The sequence below is a fragment of the Burkholderia latens genome (assembly GCF_001718795.1).
GTDB classification, from domain to species: domain Bacteria; phylum Pseudomonadota; class Gammaproteobacteria; order Burkholderiales; family Burkholderiaceae; genus Burkholderia; species Burkholderia latens_A.
The window spans coordinates 1,113,565-1,129,645 of sequence record NZ_CP013435.1 but is presented as its reverse complement, the minus strand read 5'-3'; the positions used below and the strand labels follow the sequence as shown (position 1 = coordinate 1,129,645).

Genomic DNA, 16,081 nt, shown 5'->3' with positions numbered 1-16,081 from the left:
GATCCGGCGCTTAACTACCCTGGCCCAAAGCCCTACGCCTTCCCGCGCCACAACTGCTTAGTGTTTCTTGCTGCCGTCTCCGCCCTTCTTCAGCGCTTCCAGCGCTGCGAACGGATTCGGCCGTTTGCCTTCGTCCTCGTCTTCGGCGAACTCGTCGTCCGCGTCTTCCGAAGGACCGCTCGCGCCCGACACGAGACTTTCGTGAACTGCCGGGCAAACCTCGTGCTTGGGCACGAGCGGCAGCGAAAGCAGCAATTCCTCTTCGATCAAGTCGACGAGATCGAACTGGCGCGAGCCCACGATCACATCGGCTTCATCGTCGTCGAGCGGAAATTCTTCAGCTTCTTCTTCGGTCGCGACGATCCGGTACGTCATGTCGACGTCGAACGTCTGGTCGTACGGAGTCATGCAGCGCTGGCACGTAAGCCACGCGTGGCCGTGCACCGCGAGACGCAGATACGGCTGCTGCCCGTCGGAGCCGTCGTCCTGCAACTCCTTCTGGGTGAACCCTTCGGCCTGCCACGTGAAGACCGTGTCGCGATCGGGCGCGTCCGCCGGCACTTCGTTCAGCATGCGCGGCATCTGCGAAAGGCGCACCGCCCCCGCTGCCTGCCGCCCGCTGCGGGCAAATTCGAACAGGTCGACTGCGTGCGGATCAAGCGCTGCCGCAGGCTTGCCAGAAGAAGTGTTCATGTTGCGCTCCTGTCCACGGGCTGACTTGCGGGATCCGGCTTGCCGACGTCGCGCATTCGGCGCCGCCGTCGTTCGTGATCTGGGCCACGCACGATTGACGTAACTTTACTTCCGAAGACCCGGCAGGCGCCACCACAACGAAAGCCTGCCGACGAAAAGCGGGAAAGCATACCTGTTTTACCTTTTACGGTCAATCACTTATGCTTGCGTCCGCGCAACGCCGCATCACACCTGACGATTCACCGACCCAATCGACCATGCCGGATACCGTTTGCCGCCTGCCGCGGCTGATTCTCGCCTCCAGTTCCCGCTACCGCCGCACGCTCCTCGAGCGCCTCGGCATACCGTTCGACGTCGTGTCGCCCGACATCGACGAAACCCCGCTCGCCGACGAAACGCCCGCCGCGACGGCGCTGCGGCTCGCGGCCGCAAAGGCGCGGGCCGTTGCCGCGGCCATCGATGCGCCGGACGGCGTGCTCGTGATCGGGTCGGACCAGGTCGCGACGTTCGACGGGCTGCAGATCGGCAAGCCGGGCACGCACGAGCGCGCACTCGCGCAACTCGTGTCGATGCAGGGTCGCGACGTCGAGTTTCACAGTGCGCTCAGCCTGTACGACAGCCGCACCGGCGAAACGCAGAGCGAGGACGTCGTTACGCACGTGCGCTTTCGCACGCTGCCCGAAGCCGAACTCGATGCGTACCTGCGCGCGGAAACGCCGTACGACGTCGCCGGCAGCGCGAAGTCCGAAGGGCTCGGGATAGCGCTGCTCGACGCGATCGACTCCAGCGACCCGACGGCCCTCGTCGGCCTGCCGCTGATCGCGCTCACGCGGATGCTGCGCGCGGCCGGCTACCCGGTGTTCGCTCACCAAGGAGATCGCGCATGACGGCCGGCACGCTTTATCTCGTCCCGAACACCCTCGGCGAAGGCGATGCATCGATGCTCGCCGCCGTGCTGCCCGCGGCCGTGCAGGCGCGCGCCGGCACGCTCGGCTATTACATCGGCGAGAACGCGAAAACGACGCGCGCGTTCCTGAAGAAGATCGGCACGACTCGGCCAATCCAGGAAATCGAGATCCGCGAACTGAACGTCAACACGCCGGCCGGCGAGATCGACCGCCTGCTTGCGCCGGTGCTGGCGGGCGCGGACGCCGGGCTCGTGTCCGAGGCCGGCTGCCCTGCCGTTGCCGATCCCGGTGCACTGCTCGTGCGTCGTGCGCACGAGCGCGGCGTGAAAGTCGTGCCGCTCGTCGGACCGAGCTCGATCCTGCTCGCGCTGATGGCGTCAGGGCTGAACGGCCAGAGTTTCGCGTTCAACGGCTATCTGCCGGTCGATGCGACCGCACGCGCAAAGCGTCTGCGCGAGCTCGAGCAGTTGTCGCGCAAGGCGCGCCAGACGCAAATCTTCATCGAGACGCCGTACCGCAATCACGCGATGCTCGACACGCTGGTCGCGACCTGCGCGCCGTCGACGCAGATCTGCGTCGCGGCCGACCTGACCCTCGAAACGGAGACGATCGCGAGCCGTTCGGTGGCCGACTGGAAAAAGGCGCCAGCGCCCAATCTGCACAAGCGTCCGGCGATCTTCCTGCTGCTCGCGAACTGACGCGCGCGCCCGCAGCCGTCACGGCGGCGCGGCGAAGCGGCGTTGCGCCCGGCCGTGTTCGCCGCCCGCGCAGACCGGCGGGCGGCCGCTCAGCGCAAGTTGAACGACGCGCCGCCCGCGGCGAGCGCCTTCATCGCCGCACCGCCGACTGCCGCGCCGAACTTGCGCGCAACGCGGTTGGTCAGGCTTTCCTTCACCGTATAGTCGACGAGGTCGGGCGCCTTCAGCACGTCGCGCGCGACCGTATCGGTCGTGCCATAGCCGTCGGCAAGGCCGAGTTCGACGCTTTTCTTGCCCGTCCAGAACAAGCCGGAGAACATGTCGGGCGTCTCATGCAGCCGCTTGCCGCGGCCATCCTTCACGGCCTTGATGAACTGCGCGTGAACCTGATCGAGCAGCTCCTGTGCATGGGCGTCCATCTTCGGCGTCTCGGGCGAGAACGGATCGTAGAAGCCCTTGTTTTCGCCCGATGTGTGCAGGCGGCGCTCGACGCCGAGCTTGCCCATCAGGCCCGTGAAGCCGAAGCCGTCCATCAGCACGCCGATCGACCCGACGATGCTCGCCTTGTCGACGAAGATCTTGTCGGCTGCCGACGCGATGTAATAACCGCCGGATGCGCACATGTCGGTCACGACCACGTACAGCGGCTTGTTCGGATACTTGTTGCGCAGCCGGCGGATCTCGTCGTAGACCATCCCGGCCTGCACCGGACTGCCGCCCGGGCTGTTGATCCGCAGCACGACGCCGGCGGTGCCGTCGTCGTCGAACGCGGCATCGAGCGCCGTGTTGATGTCTTCCGCGTTCGCGTTGGTGCCGGCCGCGATCTCGCCGTCGATCGTGACGAGCGCCGTATGGCGCCCACTCGTCGAGAACTTCGCGTCGCTCGAGAAATCGATCAGCGCGAACGCGAGCAACACGAACACGCCGAGGAACGCGAAACGGAAGAAGATCTTCCAGCGCCGCGCCGCGCGCTGTTCCTTGACGGCCGCGAGCGCGATCCGCTCGAGCGCCGCGCGCTCCCAGGTCGGTTCGCGGCTGTCGGAACGGGACGAGGAATCAGGAGTGTTCGGTAGGTCGGCCATGCAGTGGTGTCGTCAATCGTTCGTGGCGGGAGCGGCCGGAGCCGCAGGACGCAGGTCGGCATCGGGCACCCAGAATACCGCACGGCCGTCGGGCGTGTCGCGCTCGTCGACTTCGACCGGCCGCAGACGGCCGCCGCGGCACGGGCCGCCGACGCATTTGCCGGTATCCGGCGCGTAGATCGCGCCATGCGTCGCGCACATCAGATAGAGGCCCGACGATTCGAAAAATTGCCCTTCGGCCCAGTCGAGTTCCATCGGCACGTGCGCGCAGCGGTTCAGATAGCCATAAGCGCGGCCGTCGTAGCGCACGAAGAAGACGACCGCCTGTTCGCCGCGCAATGTTGCGTCGACGCGCACGCCGGTGCCGCCGTCGATCAGCGCATCGGATGCGCACACGCGTACGGCTTGCGGCGCGCCGCTCATGCGTGCTCCCGCAGCCATGCGGCGAGCGCGACGACGTCCGGCGCAACGAAGCGCGGCGCCAGCGCGGCCAGCGCATCGGCCGTGTGCGCGCCATACGAGACGCCGACACCGGCCGCGCCGGCACTCGCGGCCATCTGAAGGTCGTGCGTCGTGTCGCCGATCATCACCGTGCGGGCAAGATCCTGCCCCAATTCGCGGGTCAGTTCGTGAAGCATGGCCGGATGCGGCTTCGAGAAAGTCTCGTCTGCACAGCGTGTTGCATCGAACATGCTCGTCAGCTTCGACTGATCGAGCACCCGGTTCAGCCCGACCCGGCCCTTGCCGGTCGCGACCGCGAGCAGGTAGCCCAGGTCGCGCAGCTCTGCGAGCAGTTCCCGCACGCCGGCAAAGAGCTCGATGCGTTGGTCGTCGAGCAGATAGTGATAACGATAGCGCTCGGCGAGCCGCGGGTAGTCGGATGGATCGAGGGTCGGAGCGGCAATCTGCAGCGCATCGCGAAGGCCGAGCCCGATGACGTAGCGGGACGCCTCGTCGGACGGCTTGGGCAGGCCGAGATCGCGGCACGCGGCCTGGATGCTGTACGCGATGTGCGCAGTCGAATCCATCAGCGTGCCGTCCCAGTCAAAGACGATCAGATCAAATTGCTGTCGAGCCATGCGAAGTCAGGCGGTATCGCGCAGAGCGCTGAGTTGGTCGAGAAAGCGCCTGCATTCGTCGGGCAGCGGCGCGTCGAACTGCAGCGCGTCGCCGGTCAGCGGGTGCGCAAGCTTCAGGCGGTGCGCATGCAGGAACATCCGTTTGAGCGATGGCTGCGCGTTCGCGCGCGCCAGCGCCTTGTTCAGTGCAAAATCGCCGTACTTGGCGTCGCCGGCGATCGGCAGGCCAAGATGTGCGAGGTGCACCCGGATCTGATGGGTGCGACCGGTTTTGAGTTCCGCTTCGACGAGCGCGTAACCGGGCCACGTGTCGAGCAGGTTGAACACCGTATGCGACGGCAGTCCGTCGTCCTGCACGCGCACGCGCCGCTCCCCTTCCGGGGTCGAATACTTGAACAGCGGCGCTTTCACCGCGCGGCGCCGGCCCCAGTCGGGCTGCCATTCGCCGTGTCCGCATGCGAAGTACCGCTTGTCCATCCGGTTTTCGCGGATCTGCTCGTGGAGGCCGACAAGCGCCGAGCGTTTTTTCGCGAGCATCAGGATGCCGGACGTCTCGCGGTCGAGCCGATGCACGAGTTCGAGGAATTTCGCGCGCGGGCGCGCCTGGCGCATCTGCTCGATTACGCCGAACGCGACACCGCTGCCGCCATGCACCGCGACGCCGGCCGGCTTGTCGATGACGAGCATTGCGTCGTCTTCGTAAAGCACGTCGAAGTGGGCGGGCGGCACGATCGGCGTGTCGGCGCGCGCGAGATCGGCGGCCGCGACGCGCACCGGCGGCACGCGCACGAGATCGCCGAATGCGAGGCGGTACTGCGCGTCGACCCGGCCCTTGTTCACACGCACTTCGCCGCTGCGCAGGATCCGGTAAATATGGCTCTTGGGCACGCCTTTACAGACGCGCAGCAGGAAGTTGTCGATCCGCTGACCGGCCGAGTTTTCGTCGATCTGGATCAGCGATACCTGGCCGCTTGCGACCGAATTCTGGGATATTTTGCCTAACTCATTCATACTGAATATAATTTTGCCCAGCCTGACGTTGAGGGTGGCCTGACAGGCCGGCCCCGGCTGAATCGGGCAAGGCGCAAGCGCAAACCGCTATTTTACTTGCGCCGGGGGTCCGCTGCTCGCCCCTAACCAAAGAGATGCAGCAAGTTGCACGCACGGCGCCGCCCGTCGGCAAGGATCGCGCCCACAGGCGGATTCGGTCGGCAAGGCGCCGCGGTAACGGAAAGTTGGTTGAAAAGAATTTGATCGGCAGCCCGACGGCGCGAAGTGCGTCCGCAGGCTGCCGGTTGCGAAAATTACGGCGTTGCGCCCGATTTGGCCCCGCGAAGCGTGCGGGGCTTGGCGACGTCAAACCAGGGAAGTACACCCCAGGCGGGAAAGTCGGGCTGGATTCGATACTCCCCGCTGCGGCCCAAGCCGCAGCATCTGCCGCCCGTCGGCGCGCGCGACGCATTGCGCGCGCCCCGTGGCAGTGCCCCGGTCTCAGGCTTAGCGCGCTTTTGCAGCGTGCGGTGTGTGGACGCCGTGCTTTGAAGCCGTGTTCGCAGGTGCCCTATGGCCGCCGGCCCCGTTTTTCGGGCCCAAGCGCCTCTTCAGGCAATTCTCCCCGCCATCCTTCCCGCTCCAGCGTGCTTGTGACAACACAACAAGGCGCGGCCTGCCGTCGTTCCCGCCCTCGCGACTGACAACCGCGAGGCGCCGGCAGCAGAGCCGCCTGGAGTCGTTCATGAAACGCATGCTGTTCAATGCGACGCAGCAGGAGGAGCTGCGCGTCGCCATCGTCGATGGGCAGAAGCTCATCGACATCGACATCGAGACAGCCGGGCGCGAACAGCGCAAGGGCAATATCTACAAAGGTGTCGTTACCCGCATCGAGCCGTCGCTCGAAGCCTGCTTCGTCAACTACGGCGAAGACCGCCACGGCTTCCTGCCGTTCAAGGAAGTCGCCCGCCAGTACTTCAAGGAAGGCGTCGACATGCGCTCCGCGCGCATCCAGGATGCCCTGCGCGAAGGCCAGGAGCTGATCGTCCAGGTCGAAAAGGAAGAGCGCGGCAACAAGGGCGCAGCCCTCACGACGTTCATCTCGCTCGCCGGCCGCTATCTCGTGCTGATGCCGAACAACCCGCGCGGCGGCGGCGTGTCGCGCCGGATCGAAGGCGACGAGCGCCAGGAACTGCGCGAAACCATGGCGCAGCTGCAGATTCCGGACGGGATGAGCATGATCGCCCGCACCGCAGGCATCGGCCGCAGCGCCGAGGAACTGCAGTGGGATCTGAACTACCTGCTGCAGCTGTGGCGCGCAATCGAGGCGGCATCGCAAAGCGGCAATCCCGGCCAGCCGATGCTGATCTATCTGGAATCGAGCCTCGTGATCCGAGCGATCCGGGACTATTTCCAGCCGGATATCGGCGAAATCCTGATCGACACGACCGAGATCCACGATCAGGCCCGCGCATTCATGGACATCGTGATGCCGGACAACGTGTCGAAGGTGAAGCGCTACCACGACGACGTGCCGCTGTTCTCCCGTTTCCAGATCGAGCACCAGATCGAGACCGCGTACTCGCGCACGGTGCCGCTGCCGTCGGGTGGCGCGATCGTGATCGACCATACCGAAGCGCTCGTGGCGATCGACGTGAACTCCGCACGTGCGACCAAGGGCGCAGACATCGAGGAAACGGCGACCCGCACGAACCTCGAAGCGGCCGACGAAGTGGCCCGCCAGTTGCGCCTGCGCGACCTCGGCGGCCTGATCGTGATCGACTTCATCGACATGGAGTCGGCGAAGAGCCAGCGTGAAGTCGAGCAGCGCCTGAAGGACGCGCTCAAGCACGACCGTGCACGCGTGCAAATGGGCAAGATCTCCCGCTTCGGCCTGATGGAACTGTCGCGCCAGCGACTGCGCCCGGCGCTGTCGGAAGGCAGCCACGTGACGTGCCCGCGCTGTAACGGCACCGGCCACATCCGCGACACCGAATCGTCCGCACTGCAGGTGCTGCGGATCATTCAGGAAGAAGCGATGAAGGAAAACACCGCGGCGATCCACTGCCAGGTGCCGGTCGAGGTGACCGCCTTCCTGCTGAATGAGAAGCGTCAGGAAATCAACAAGATCGAGTCACGCTTCAAGGTCGGGATCGTGCTGATCCCGAACAAGCACCTCGATACGCCGCACTACAAGCTCGAACGCCTGCGCCACGACGACGCGCGCCTCGACGATCCGCGCGCATCCTGGAAAATGGCCGAGGAAGCCGCTCGCGAACTGGAGTCGGAAACCGGCTACAGCAAGCGCGCAGCCGACGTGAAGCCGAAGCAGGAAGCGGCGGTCAAGGGCATCACGCCCGAGCGCCCGGCACCGAGCCCGGCACCGCAGCGCCCGGTCGAGCCGGTTGCGGCGCCCGCGCCGGTCGTCCCGGCAAGCGGCGGCTTCATCGGCTGGTTGAAGGGTCTGTTCGGCATGTCGCCGGCTCCTGCGCCCGCGCCGGTTGCGCCGGCACCCGCGAAGGAACAGGCTGCACGTCCGGTCCGTGAGCGGACCGAGAAGACCGAGCAGCGCGGCGGCGATCGCAACCGCAACCGTCGCGGCAGCGCGCAACAGGCGCAGGGCGGCCGCGATCAAGCCGCGGCAAGCCGCGACAAGCCGCGCCAGGAACGCGAGGGCAAGGAAGCACGCGAGCCGCGTGAACCCCGCGAGGGTCGCGAACCGCGCGAAGCCCGCGAGCCGCGCGAAAACCGTGAAGGTCGTGAAGGTCGTGAGGGCCGCGAAGGTCGCGAGGGCCGTGGCCCCCGCGAAGGCCGCGAAGCGCGCGAGCCGCGTGAAAGCCGTGAACCGCGCGAAAATCGCGAACCGCGCGAGCGCACCGAGCAGCCGGAAGCCGTCGAAGCAGCCGGACGCGGCGAACGCCAGGAACGCGGCGAGCGTCGCGAGCGCGGTGAGCGCCGCAAGCCAACGCAACATGCGGCTACGCTCGAGACCGTGACCCGTGGCGAGAACCATCCGGAAGCCGACGCCGAACAGGCCGTCGCAACCGCCCTGCCGGGCGCCGAAGTCGCTGCCGACGCGGAAGCCGGTGCACGTGACGGCGAGGAACGTCGTCGCCGCCGCCGCGGTCGTCGTGGCGGTCGTCGCGAGCGCGAAGACGAAGGCGCAGTCGTCGAGCATGGCGCCGACGGTGAAGCCGCCGTGCAGGCCTTGACGACGGCAGACCCGAGCGCGATCGAGCCAGCCCACACGGCCGCACCGGCCGCGGTGGCAACTGTCGCCGCAGCAGGCGCCGCGATTGCCGAAGCCGCAGTCGAGCAGCGCGCCGAAGCACCGGCGCCGGCACCGGCTGCAGTCGAGCCGCAATCGGCACCGGTTCGCGTCGAAGCGACGCCGGTCGCGCCGATTGCGCCGGTCGAGCAGCCCGCGCCGGTCGCGCCGGCAGCCGAACCGACCCCGGTCGCAACGGTCGCAACGGTCGCAACGGTCGCATCGGCCGCCGCAGCGGAGGCGGGTCCGGCTCCGGTCGAGGTGTCGCCGACCGACGCGTTCGAAGTGCCGGCCACGGAAGTGCCGGCCGCGCCGGTTGCCGTCGAAGTGCAGCAGTCCGCGCCCGTCGAGCAAGCTGCACCGGCCCCGGTCGCCGCGGCCGAAACGGCTCCGGCAGCTGTCGAACCGGCTCAGGTTGAAGCCGCACCGGTGCAAGCCGCTGTCGCACCGGCACTGGCGTCCGACCAATCGGCTGCTGCCGCCGCTCCGTCGAGCCTCGATGCCGTGCTGCAACAAGCGGGCCTCGTGTGGGTGAACACGGATGCCGACAAGCTTCGCGCCGCGCAGGAAGCCGCGTCGCGCCTGCCGCGTCCGGTTCGCGTGCCGCGCGAACGCAAGGCGCTGCCGCCGGTCGACCCGACCCCGATGCAGCAGGTCGAAACGTCGCAGCGTTAAGCGGCGCCGCATCGACCGACCACGAAAAGCCCGCCGCAGCCCGGCGGGCTTTTTCTTTTCCGCGCTGCGGGTTTGCGCCCGCCGGCCCGGCCAGCCGCTTGCGGCTAGAATAGAGATCTGGCTCGCACTTCCTCCAACATGTCCCGACGCATCATTCCTCTCACCGACGTCAGCGGGATGCCGGATGTCTCCGGCGTCGCGCACGCGCCCGACGGCGCCCTGGCCGACAGGTTCGCCCGGCCGCTGCGTGACCTGCGCATCTCGGTGACGGACCGCTGCAACTTCCGCTGCGTGTACTGCATGCCACGCGACGTGTTCGACAAGAATTATCCGTTCCTGCCGCACAGCGCGCTGCTCACGCACGAAGAAATCGAGCGGGTGGCACGGCTGTTCGTCGCACACGGCGTCGAAAAGATCCGAATCACCGGCGGCGAGCCGCTGCTGCGCAAGAACCTCGAATTCCTGATCGAACGCCTCGCACGCCTGACAACCCACGACGGCCGTCCGCTCGACCTGACGCTGACCACCAACGGCTCGCTGCTCGCGCGCAAGGCTCGCGCGCTGAAGGACGCCGGCCTCACGCGCGTGACGGTCAGTCTCGACGCACTCGACGACGCGCTGTTCAAGCGCATGAACGACGCCGACTTCGCGAGCGCCGACGTGCTCGACGGCATCTTCGCAGCGCAGGCTGCGGGCTTGGCGCCGGTCAAGGTCAACATGGTCGTGAAGCGCGGCACCAACGACGGCGAGATCCTGCCGATGGCCGAACGCTTCCGTGGCACCGGCGTGATCCTGCGTTTCATCGAATACATGGACGTCGGCACGTCGAACGGGTGGAACATGACCGAAGTGCTGCCGTCCGCGGACGTCATCGCGCGGATCGCCGAGCGGTTCCCGCTCGTAGCGCTCGAGCCGCACACGGCGGCCGAAACCGCGCAGCGCTGGGGCTATGCGGACGGCGGCGGCGAGATCGGCGTAATCTCGAGCGTCACGCGGGCATTCTGCGGCGACTGCACGCGCGCGCGGCTGTCGACCGAAGGCAAGCTGTACCTGTGCCTGTTTGCATCGACCGGGCACGACCTGCGCGCGCTGGTGCGCGGCGGCGCGAGCGACGCCGAGATCGCGACCGCGATCGCCCGGATCTGGCAGGCCCGCACCGACCGCTATTCGCAGCTGCGCGGCAGCACGGCCGCCGATGCCGCGGCCGACGGCGCGGGCAAGCGCGTCGAAATGTCGTACATCGGCGGCTGACGCGCGCCGGCTCCCCGGACTTCCCGCGATGTCCGCTTCCGTCTCGCCTTCCGTCGCCGCCCTGCTGCTCGCGGGCGGCCGCGCGACGCGCATGGATGGCGCCGACAAGGGCCTGCAACTGCTCGACGGCACGCCGCTCGCGCTGCACGTGCTGCGGCGGCTCGCGCCGCAGGTCGACGAAACGCTGATCAGCGCGAATCGCAACGCCGATCGGTACGCCGAGCTCGGCGCGCCGTTCGACGCGCGCATCGTCGCGGACGAGACGCCCGATTTCCCCGGCCCGCTCGCGGGCCTGCTCGCCGGGATGCGCGCGGCACGGGCACCGCTCGTCGCGTGCGCGCCATGCGACACGCCCTATTTGCCCACCGATTTCGTCGTGCGGCTGCGCGCGGCGCTCGACGCGCAGCACGCCGATATCGCGATGGCGGTGACCGTCGACGCACAGCGAGCGCGCTCGCCGCAACCGACTTGCGCGCTGCTGCGGACGTCGCTCGCCGACGACCTCGCCGCCGCGCTCGCGACCGGAGAACGCAAGGTCCGTGCGTGGTACGCACGCCACAAGACGGTCGAAGTCGAGTTTCGCGACGAGCGTGCGTTTTACAATGCCAACTCCTGGCAGGAACTCGCTGCGCTTGCCCGCCGCTGACGGCCTGCGGCACCGTTCCCGCCCGCCGCATGCGCCTGCGCGCTCGGGCGCCGTCGTCGCGCCACCGGCCACGAACCCGATACGCCTTGCAGCGCAGTCCCACTGATGATCACGCACTCCTCGCCCGCCTCCCGAACCGCACCCGATTCCGCAGCCCCGCTGTCGCTCGCTGACGCGCAAGCGCTCGCGTGCCGATTCGCAGCGCCGGTCGACGCGTGCGAGACCGTGTCGCTGCATGATGCGCTGGACCGCGTGCTCGCGTCCGACGTGAACGCGCCGTTCGACATTCCCGCGTACGACAACTCGGCGATGGACGGCTATGCGTTCGACGGCGACGCCGCGGCGCTCGCGGCGGCAGCCGACATCGCGCTGACGATCGCCGGCGCCGCGTATGCCGGCCATCCGTTCGACGCGGCGGTCCCGCCCGGCGCATGCGTCCGCATCATGACCGGTGCGCCGATGCCGGCAGGTTGCGACACGGTCATTCCGCAAGAACGCGTGCACGTGGACGGGGACGTTGTCCGCTTCGCGCCGCGCGATGTCGCGCGCGGCGCAAACTGCCGCCGGGCCGGCGAGGATCTCGCGCGCGGCGCGTGCGCGCTCCCCGCCGGCCGCATCCTGCGCCCGTCCGATCTCGGGCTGCTCGCGTCGTTCGGCCTGCGCGAGGTCACGGTGCGCCGTCGTATACGCGTCGCCGTGTTCTCGACCGGCGACGAACTGCGCGAACCCGGCGAGCCGCTCGACCGCGGCGCGCTGTACGACAGCAATCGGGGGATGCTGATCGCGATGCTCGAACGGCTGCACGTCGACGCACTCGATTTCGGGATCGTCCGCGACGATCCGGCCGCACTCGAGCGCGCGCTGCGCGACGCCGTCGCGGCCCACGCCGACGCAGTGATCACGTCGGGCGGCGTGTCGGTCGGCGAAGCCGACTTCACGCGCGACGTGATGGCGCGGCTCGGCGACGTGACATTCGCGAGCCTCGCATTGCGGCCCGGCCGGCCGCTTGCCGCCGGCACGCTCGCGCGCGCCGGCCATGCCGGCCATGTGTTGTTCTTCGGGTTGCCCGGCAATCCAGTCGCGTCCGCCGTGACGTTCTACGCTATCGTGCGCCCCGCGCTGCTGACGCTTGCCGGCGCGCACGCAGCGCCGCCGGCGATGTATCCGGCCCGCAGTACGCAGGCGCTGAAGAAGCGCGCGGGCCGCACCGAATACCTGCGCGCGATCGCGACGCGCGCGGCGGACGGCGAGTGGCACGTCGCGCCGACCGGCTCGCAGAGCTCCGCATCGCTGAGCGGCCTTGCAGCCGCGAACTGCTTCATCGTCCTGGGCCACGATACTGCGGCAGTCGACGCGGGCGCCCGGGTCGACATCCTGCCGCTCGACGGCCTGATCTGAATTCCAATCGGTATATCTCTACGGGGGCAATCCGCACATGAAGAAACAAATCTCGTCGATCGCCGCGGGGCAGACCGCGAAGGCGCTGATCCTCGTCTACCTGACGTTCAGCGTGCCGATCGTGCTGCTCGGCATCCTGGTCGCGTACATCCGCTACGGAATGGTCGAATTGAGCACGATCCTGAGCGCTCTGCTGCTGAACGCGATCCTCGGTTTCGTGCTGCTGTGGATCGCCTGCCACGCATACAACTGGGTCGCGTCGCGCTTCGGCGGCATCGAGATCGTGCTGTCCGATCCGCCGGAGGAAGCGTGAGCAACGTGCCGCTGATCCGCGCGGCGGAACTACGCGACGTAGGCGCGATTCTCGCGCTGATGCGCGAGCTGGCCGAGTTCGAGAAGCTCACGCACCTGTTCGTCGCCACCGACGCCGATCTTGCCGACGCGGTGTTCGGCGCGCACCCCGCCGCCGAAGCGCTGGTGGCCGAGCGCGACGGCGCGGTGGTCGCGTACGCGCTGTTTTTCCACAACTATTCGACGTTCCTCGGGCGTCGCGGCCTGTATCTCGAGGATCTGTACGTGCAGCCGTCGCAACGCGGCTCGGGGCTCGGCACCGCGATGCTGCGGCACCTCGCAGCACTGGCCGTCGAGCGCCGCTGCGGCCGCTTCGAATGGTCGGTACTCGACTGGAACACGCCCGCGATCGACTTCTACGAGAAGATGGGCGCTACCGTGCTGCCCGAGTGGCGCATCGTGCGAGTCACCGGCGATGCGCTGGATGCGCTCGCCGCACACTGAACGCCGGCCGGCTACGACGCCGGCACCGCTGCAAAACGAGACGGGCGCCGCGGCGCCCGTTTTTTATTCCCGCCGATTTCGGCCGCACACGCGCTGCGTCATGCGTCGTCGGCATCGGCGCCATCCGCGGCGTCCGCGCCGAGCAGCCCGGCCGCCGTCTCGCCCGGCAACGCCTCGACCTGCTTCAGCTTGCGGTTCATCACGCGAGTGCGCTGCTCGGCCGCCTCGATCGAGCGCGTGACCGTTTCGAGTTGCGCTTTCGTGCGCGCAAGCACGTCGCCGAACTTGCCAAACTCGGTCTTCACCGCGCCGAGCACCTGCCACACCTCGCTCGAGCGCTGCTCGATCGCGAGCGTACGGAAGCCCATCTGCAAGCTGTTCAACAGCGCGGTCAGCGTGGTCGGCCCGGCCACCGTCACCCGGTAGTCGCGCTGCAGCAGGTCGGTCAGCCCCGGACGGCGCAGGATCTCCGCATACAGTCCTTCGGTCGGCAAGAACAGCAACGCGAAATCGGTCGTGTGCGGCGGCGCGACGTACTTCTCGGCGATCGTGCGCGCCTCCATCCGCACGCGCGCTTCGAGCGCCCGGGCGGCTTCCTCGACCGCGACCGAATCGGCGCGCTCCTGCGCATCGATCAGCCGCTCGTAGTCCTCGCGCGGGAACTTCGCATCAATCGGCAGCCATACCGGCGGCGCATCGCGCGTACCTGCGTCGCGCCCCGGCAGCCGAATCGCGAATTCGACGCGTTCGCCGCTCTTGGGCACCGTCGCGACGTTCTTCGCATACTGATCGGGCGTCAGCATCTGTTCGAGCAGCGCCTCGAGCTGCACCTCGCCCCACGTGCCGCGTGTCTTCACGTTCGTCAGCACCTTCTTCAGATCGCCGACACCGGCCGCGAGCGTCTGCATCTCGCCGAGTCCGCGGTGCACCTGTTCGAGCCGGTCGGACACGAGCTTGAACGATTCGCCGAGCCGCTGCTCGAGCGTCGCATGCAGCTTCTCGTCGACGGTGCGGCGCATTTCCTCGAGCTTCGCCGCGTTGTTCGTCTCGATTTCCTTCAGCCGCTGCTCGAGCGTCGCGCGCACTTCACCGATCCGCCGATCGTTCGCCTCCGTCAATTGCGTGAGCTGCCTGTTCAGCGTGTCGCCGAACAGGCGCAGTGCGACGGTTTGCTCGTCGCGCGCCTGCTGCGCCTGGCGCTGCGCGCTCTCGCGCATCGCATCGAACTGCTGCGCGTTCGCGGCGACGAGCTTGCCGAGCTGCTGCGCGAAACCGTCGATCTGGTTGTTCTGCACGGTCGCGATGCTCGTCAGCTGCGTCGCGAGCGTCTGCTGAAGCTGCGAGAAATTACCGGCCAGCTCGGTGCGCGAGCCGCGGGCGTTCTCGACGATCTCGCCGCGCAACTCGCGTTCGAGTCGCTCCAGCGCCAGCGCCTGCGCGTGCGCGGCGTCCTCGATCTGGTCGCCGAGCACAACGGCATCGTCGTGACGGCCGCCGCGCATGATCGCGACGATCGCCACCGCGAGCGCGACGGCCAGCACGACGACCGCCGCCAGCAACAACGTCGTCGTCATGCGCGCGGCTTCCCGATCACGTCAGGGTTGATCGGATTCGGCGGCCGCCCCGCGCGCGGCCCTTCGCCGAGCGCGGCAATCAGGTTGTCGGCCGCGAGGTTTGCCATCGCGCGGCGCGTCTTCTCGGTCGCGCTCGCGATGTGCGGCGTCAGCACCACGTTCGGCACCTCGAGCAGCGCCGGATGCACGCTCGGCTCGCCTTCGTACACGTCGAGGCCGGCCGCGGCGATCTGCCCGTCGCGCAGTGCGGCGGCGAGCGCCGCGTCGTCGACGATGCCGCCGCGCGCGATGTTGGTCAGCGTCGCGGTGGGCTTCATCTTCGCGAGCTCGGCCGCGCCGATCGTGTGATGGTTCTCCTTCGTGTACGGCAACACCAGCACGACGTGATCGGCGCGCGCGAGCAGCGCGTCCTTCGACACGTATTCGGCATTCAACTCGGCTTCGATCTCCGGCGCGACGCGCGAGCGGTTGTGATAGATCACCTGCATCCCGAAGCCGCGTGCGCGGCGTGCGAGCGCCTGGCCGATGCGCCCCATACCGATCACGCCGAGCGTCGAGCCGTAAATGTCGTTGCCGAGAAAGCCGTCGTACGCCCACTTCTGCCAGTGGCCAGCGCGCAGCCAGTGCTCGGATTCGGCGATTCGGCGCGCGGCGGCCATCATCAACGCCCAGCCGAAATCGGCGGTCGATTCGTTCAGCACGTCCGGCGTGTTGGTGCCCAGCACATTCGCTGCATTGAACGCAGCCATGTCGAAATTGTTGTAGCCGACCGCCATGTTCGACACGACGCGCAGGCGCGGTGCCGCCGCGAGCACGGCCGCGCCGACCGGGTCGCCGGCCGTCAGCGCACCGTCCTTGTCGGCGAGACGCGCGGCGAGCGCGTCGGGGCCGAGCGCATCGCCGTTGTTCCAGTCGACTTCGAAATACTGCTCGAGCCGTTCGATCACGTCCGGAAAAATCGGACGTGCGACCAGGATCTTTTGCATCGCCATCTCCGCATGCCGCGGCCGGAGCGCGGCGCGAC

15 protein-coding genes are annotated in these 16,081 nt (G+C 68.0%); 8 read left to right on the top strand and 7 right to left on the bottom strand.

All coding sequences use genetic code 11. From position 1 onward, the window contains the following. Positions 1-57 precede the first annotated feature (57 nt). Positions 58-693, bottom strand: coding sequence for a DUF177 domain-containing protein (locus WK25_RS05315; RefSeq protein ID WP_040143753.1), 636 nt, complete (start codon positions 691-693; stop codon positions 58-60). Between the two features lie 257 nt (positions 694-950). On the opposite strand from WK25_RS05315, the gene WK25_RS05310 reads away from it, so the two are divergent. Together WK25_RS05310 and WK25_RS05305 are read left to right on the top strand one after the other, a co-directional pair. After that, a complete protein-coding gene (locus tag WK25_RS05310; protein ID WP_040143752.1) occupies positions 951-1,580 on the top strand; it encodes a Maf-like protein in 630 nt (209 codons plus the stop codon). Next, the gene (locus WK25_RS05305) at positions 1,577-2,299 is read left to right on the top strand and encodes an SAM-dependent methyltransferase (RefSeq protein WP_069241134.1); all 723 of its coding nucleotides are present in this window, start codon (positions 1,577-1,579) and stop codon (positions 2,297-2,299) included. Before WK25_RS05310 ends, WK25_RS05305 begins: the two co-directional genes overlap by 4 nt. Positions 2,300-2,388: 89 nt before the next feature. Here WK25_RS05305 and WK25_RS05300 read toward each other — a convergent pair whose 3' ends face one another. The 4 genes from WK25_RS05300 to WK25_RS05285 are packed head-to-tail and all read right to left on the bottom strand — an operon-like array spanning position 2,389 to position 5,471. Continuing rightward, entirely contained in the window at positions 2,389-3,381 is a 993-nt protein-coding gene (locus WK25_RS05300) for a S49 family peptidase (RefSeq protein ID WP_069241133.1), read from the bottom strand. A 12-nt stretch (positions 3,382-3,393) separates the two neighbouring features. Continuing rightward, entirely contained in the window at positions 3,394-3,804 is a 411-nt protein-coding gene (locus tag WK25_RS05295; RefSeq protein ID WP_040144908.1) for a Rieske (2Fe-2S) protein, read from the bottom strand. Then, positions 3,801-4,460: an HAD-IA family hydrolase gene (locus WK25_RS05290; RefSeq protein ID WP_040143749.1), complete on the bottom strand. Its 660-nt coding sequence runs from the start codon at positions 4,458-4,460 to the stop codon at positions 3,801-3,803. Before WK25_RS05290 ends, WK25_RS05295 begins: the two co-directional genes overlap by 4 nt. A gap of 6 nt (positions 4,461-4,466) precedes the next feature. After that, complete coding sequence (locus WK25_RS05285; protein WP_040143748.1) at positions 4,467-5,471, bottom strand: RluA family pseudouridine synthase; 1,005 nt, start codon at positions 5,469-5,471, stop codon at positions 4,467-4,469. A 724-nt stretch (positions 5,472-6,195) separates the two neighbouring features. On the opposite strand from WK25_RS05285, the gene WK25_RS05280 reads away from it, so the two are divergent. From WK25_RS05280 to WK25_RS05255, 6 genes are all read left to right on the top strand, one after another. Further along, positions 6,196-9,393 carry an Rne/Rng family ribonuclease gene (locus WK25_RS05280; protein WP_069241132.1) on the top strand — a complete coding sequence of 1,066 codons (3,198 nt, stop codon included), beginning with the start codon at positions 6,196-6,198 and terminating at the stop codon, positions 9,391-9,393. A gap of 138 nt (positions 9,394-9,531) precedes the next feature. After that, on the top strand, positions 9,532-10,644 hold the full coding sequence (gene moaA, locus WK25_RS05275; RefSeq protein WP_040143746.1) for a GTP 3',8-cyclase MoaA: 1,113 nt from the start codon (positions 9,532-9,534) through the stop codon (positions 10,642-10,644). 28 nt (positions 10,645-10,672) lie between these two features. Then, on the top strand, positions 10,673-11,290 hold the full coding sequence (gene mobA, locus WK25_RS05270) for a molybdenum cofactor guanylyltransferase MobA (protein ID WP_069241131.1): 618 nt from the start codon (positions 10,673-10,675) through the stop codon (positions 11,288-11,290). A 105-nt stretch (positions 11,291-11,395) separates the two neighbouring features. Then, positions 11,396-12,688: a gephyrin-like molybdotransferase Glp gene (gene glp, locus WK25_RS05265; protein WP_069241130.1), complete on the top strand. Its 1,293-nt coding sequence runs from the start codon at positions 11,396-11,398 to the stop codon at positions 12,686-12,688. Between the two features lie 37 nt (positions 12,689-12,725). Further along, positions 12,726-13,001 carry a hypothetical protein gene (locus WK25_RS05260; protein WP_006476519.1) on the top strand — a complete coding sequence of 92 codons (276 nt, stop codon included), beginning with the start codon at positions 12,726-12,728 and terminating at the stop codon, positions 12,999-13,001. Then, positions 12,998-13,483: a GNAT family N-acetyltransferase gene (locus tag WK25_RS05255; protein WP_069241129.1), complete on the top strand. Its 486-nt coding sequence runs from the start codon at positions 12,998-13,000 to the stop codon at positions 13,481-13,483. Before WK25_RS05260 ends, WK25_RS05255 begins: the two co-directional genes overlap by 4 nt. A 98-nt stretch (positions 13,484-13,581) precedes the next feature. Here the strand turns inward: WK25_RS05255 and WK25_RS05250 are convergent, their stop codons facing one another. Next, complete coding sequence (locus WK25_RS05250) at positions 13,582-15,057, bottom strand: DNA recombination protein RmuC (protein ID WP_059543792.1); 1,476 nt, start codon at positions 15,055-15,057, stop codon at positions 13,582-13,584. After that, entirely contained in the window at positions 15,054-16,043 is a 990-nt protein-coding gene (locus tag WK25_RS05245) for a 2-hydroxyacid dehydrogenase (RefSeq protein ID WP_040144907.1), read from the bottom strand. The genes WK25_RS05250 and WK25_RS05245 overlap by 4 nt, the downstream gene beginning before the upstream one ends. Between the last annotated feature and the right edge of the window lie 38 nt (positions 16,044-16,081).

Coding starts and splice junctions, on each gene's coding strand:
- WK25_RS05315 (WP_040143753.1), bottom strand. CDS start 693: ATGAACACTTCTTCTGGCAAGCCTGCGGCAGCGCTTGATCCGCACGCA.
- WK25_RS05310 (WP_040143752.1), top strand. CDS start 951: ATGCCGGATACCGTTTGCCGCCTGCCGCGGCTGATTCTCGCCTCCAGT.
- WK25_RS05305 (WP_069241134.1), top strand. CDS start 1,577: ATGACGGCCGGCACGCTTTATCTCGTCCCGAACACCCTCGGCGAAGGC.
- WK25_RS05300 (WP_069241133.1), bottom strand. CDS start 3,381: ATGGCCGACCTACCGAACACTCCTGATTCCTCGTCCCGTTCCGACAGC.
- WK25_RS05295 (WP_040144908.1), bottom strand. CDS start 3,804: ATGAGCGGCGCGCCGCAAGCCGTACGCGTGTGCGCATCCGATGCGCTG.
- WK25_RS05290 (WP_040143749.1), bottom strand. CDS start 4,460: ATGGCTCGACAGCAATTTGATCTGATCGTCTTTGACTGGGACGGCACG.
- WK25_RS05285 (WP_040143748.1), bottom strand. CDS start 5,471: ATGAATGAGTTAGGCAAAATATCCCAGAATTCGGTCGCAAGCGGCCAG.
- WK25_RS05280 (WP_069241132.1), top strand. CDS start 6,196: ATGAAACGCATGCTGTTCAATGCGACGCAGCAGGAGGAGCTGCGCGTC.
- moaA (WP_040143746.1), top strand. CDS start 9,532: ATGTCCCGACGCATCATTCCTCTCACCGACGTCAGCGGGATGCCGGAT.
- mobA (WP_069241131.1), top strand. CDS start 10,673: ATGTCCGCTTCCGTCTCGCCTTCCGTCGCCGCCCTGCTGCTCGCGGGC.
- glp (WP_069241130.1), top strand. CDS start 11,396: ATGATCACGCACTCCTCGCCCGCCTCCCGAACCGCACCCGATTCCGCA.
- WK25_RS05260 (WP_006476519.1), top strand. CDS start 12,726: ATGAAGAAACAAATCTCGTCGATCGCCGCGGGGCAGACCGCGAAGGCG.
- WK25_RS05250 (WP_059543792.1), bottom strand. CDS start 15,057: ATGACGACGACGTTGTTGCTGGCGGCGGTCGTCGTGCTGGCCGTCGCG.
- WK25_RS05245 (WP_040144907.1), bottom strand. CDS start 16,043: ATGCAAAAGATCCTGGTCGCACGTCCGATTTTTCCGGACGTGATCGAA.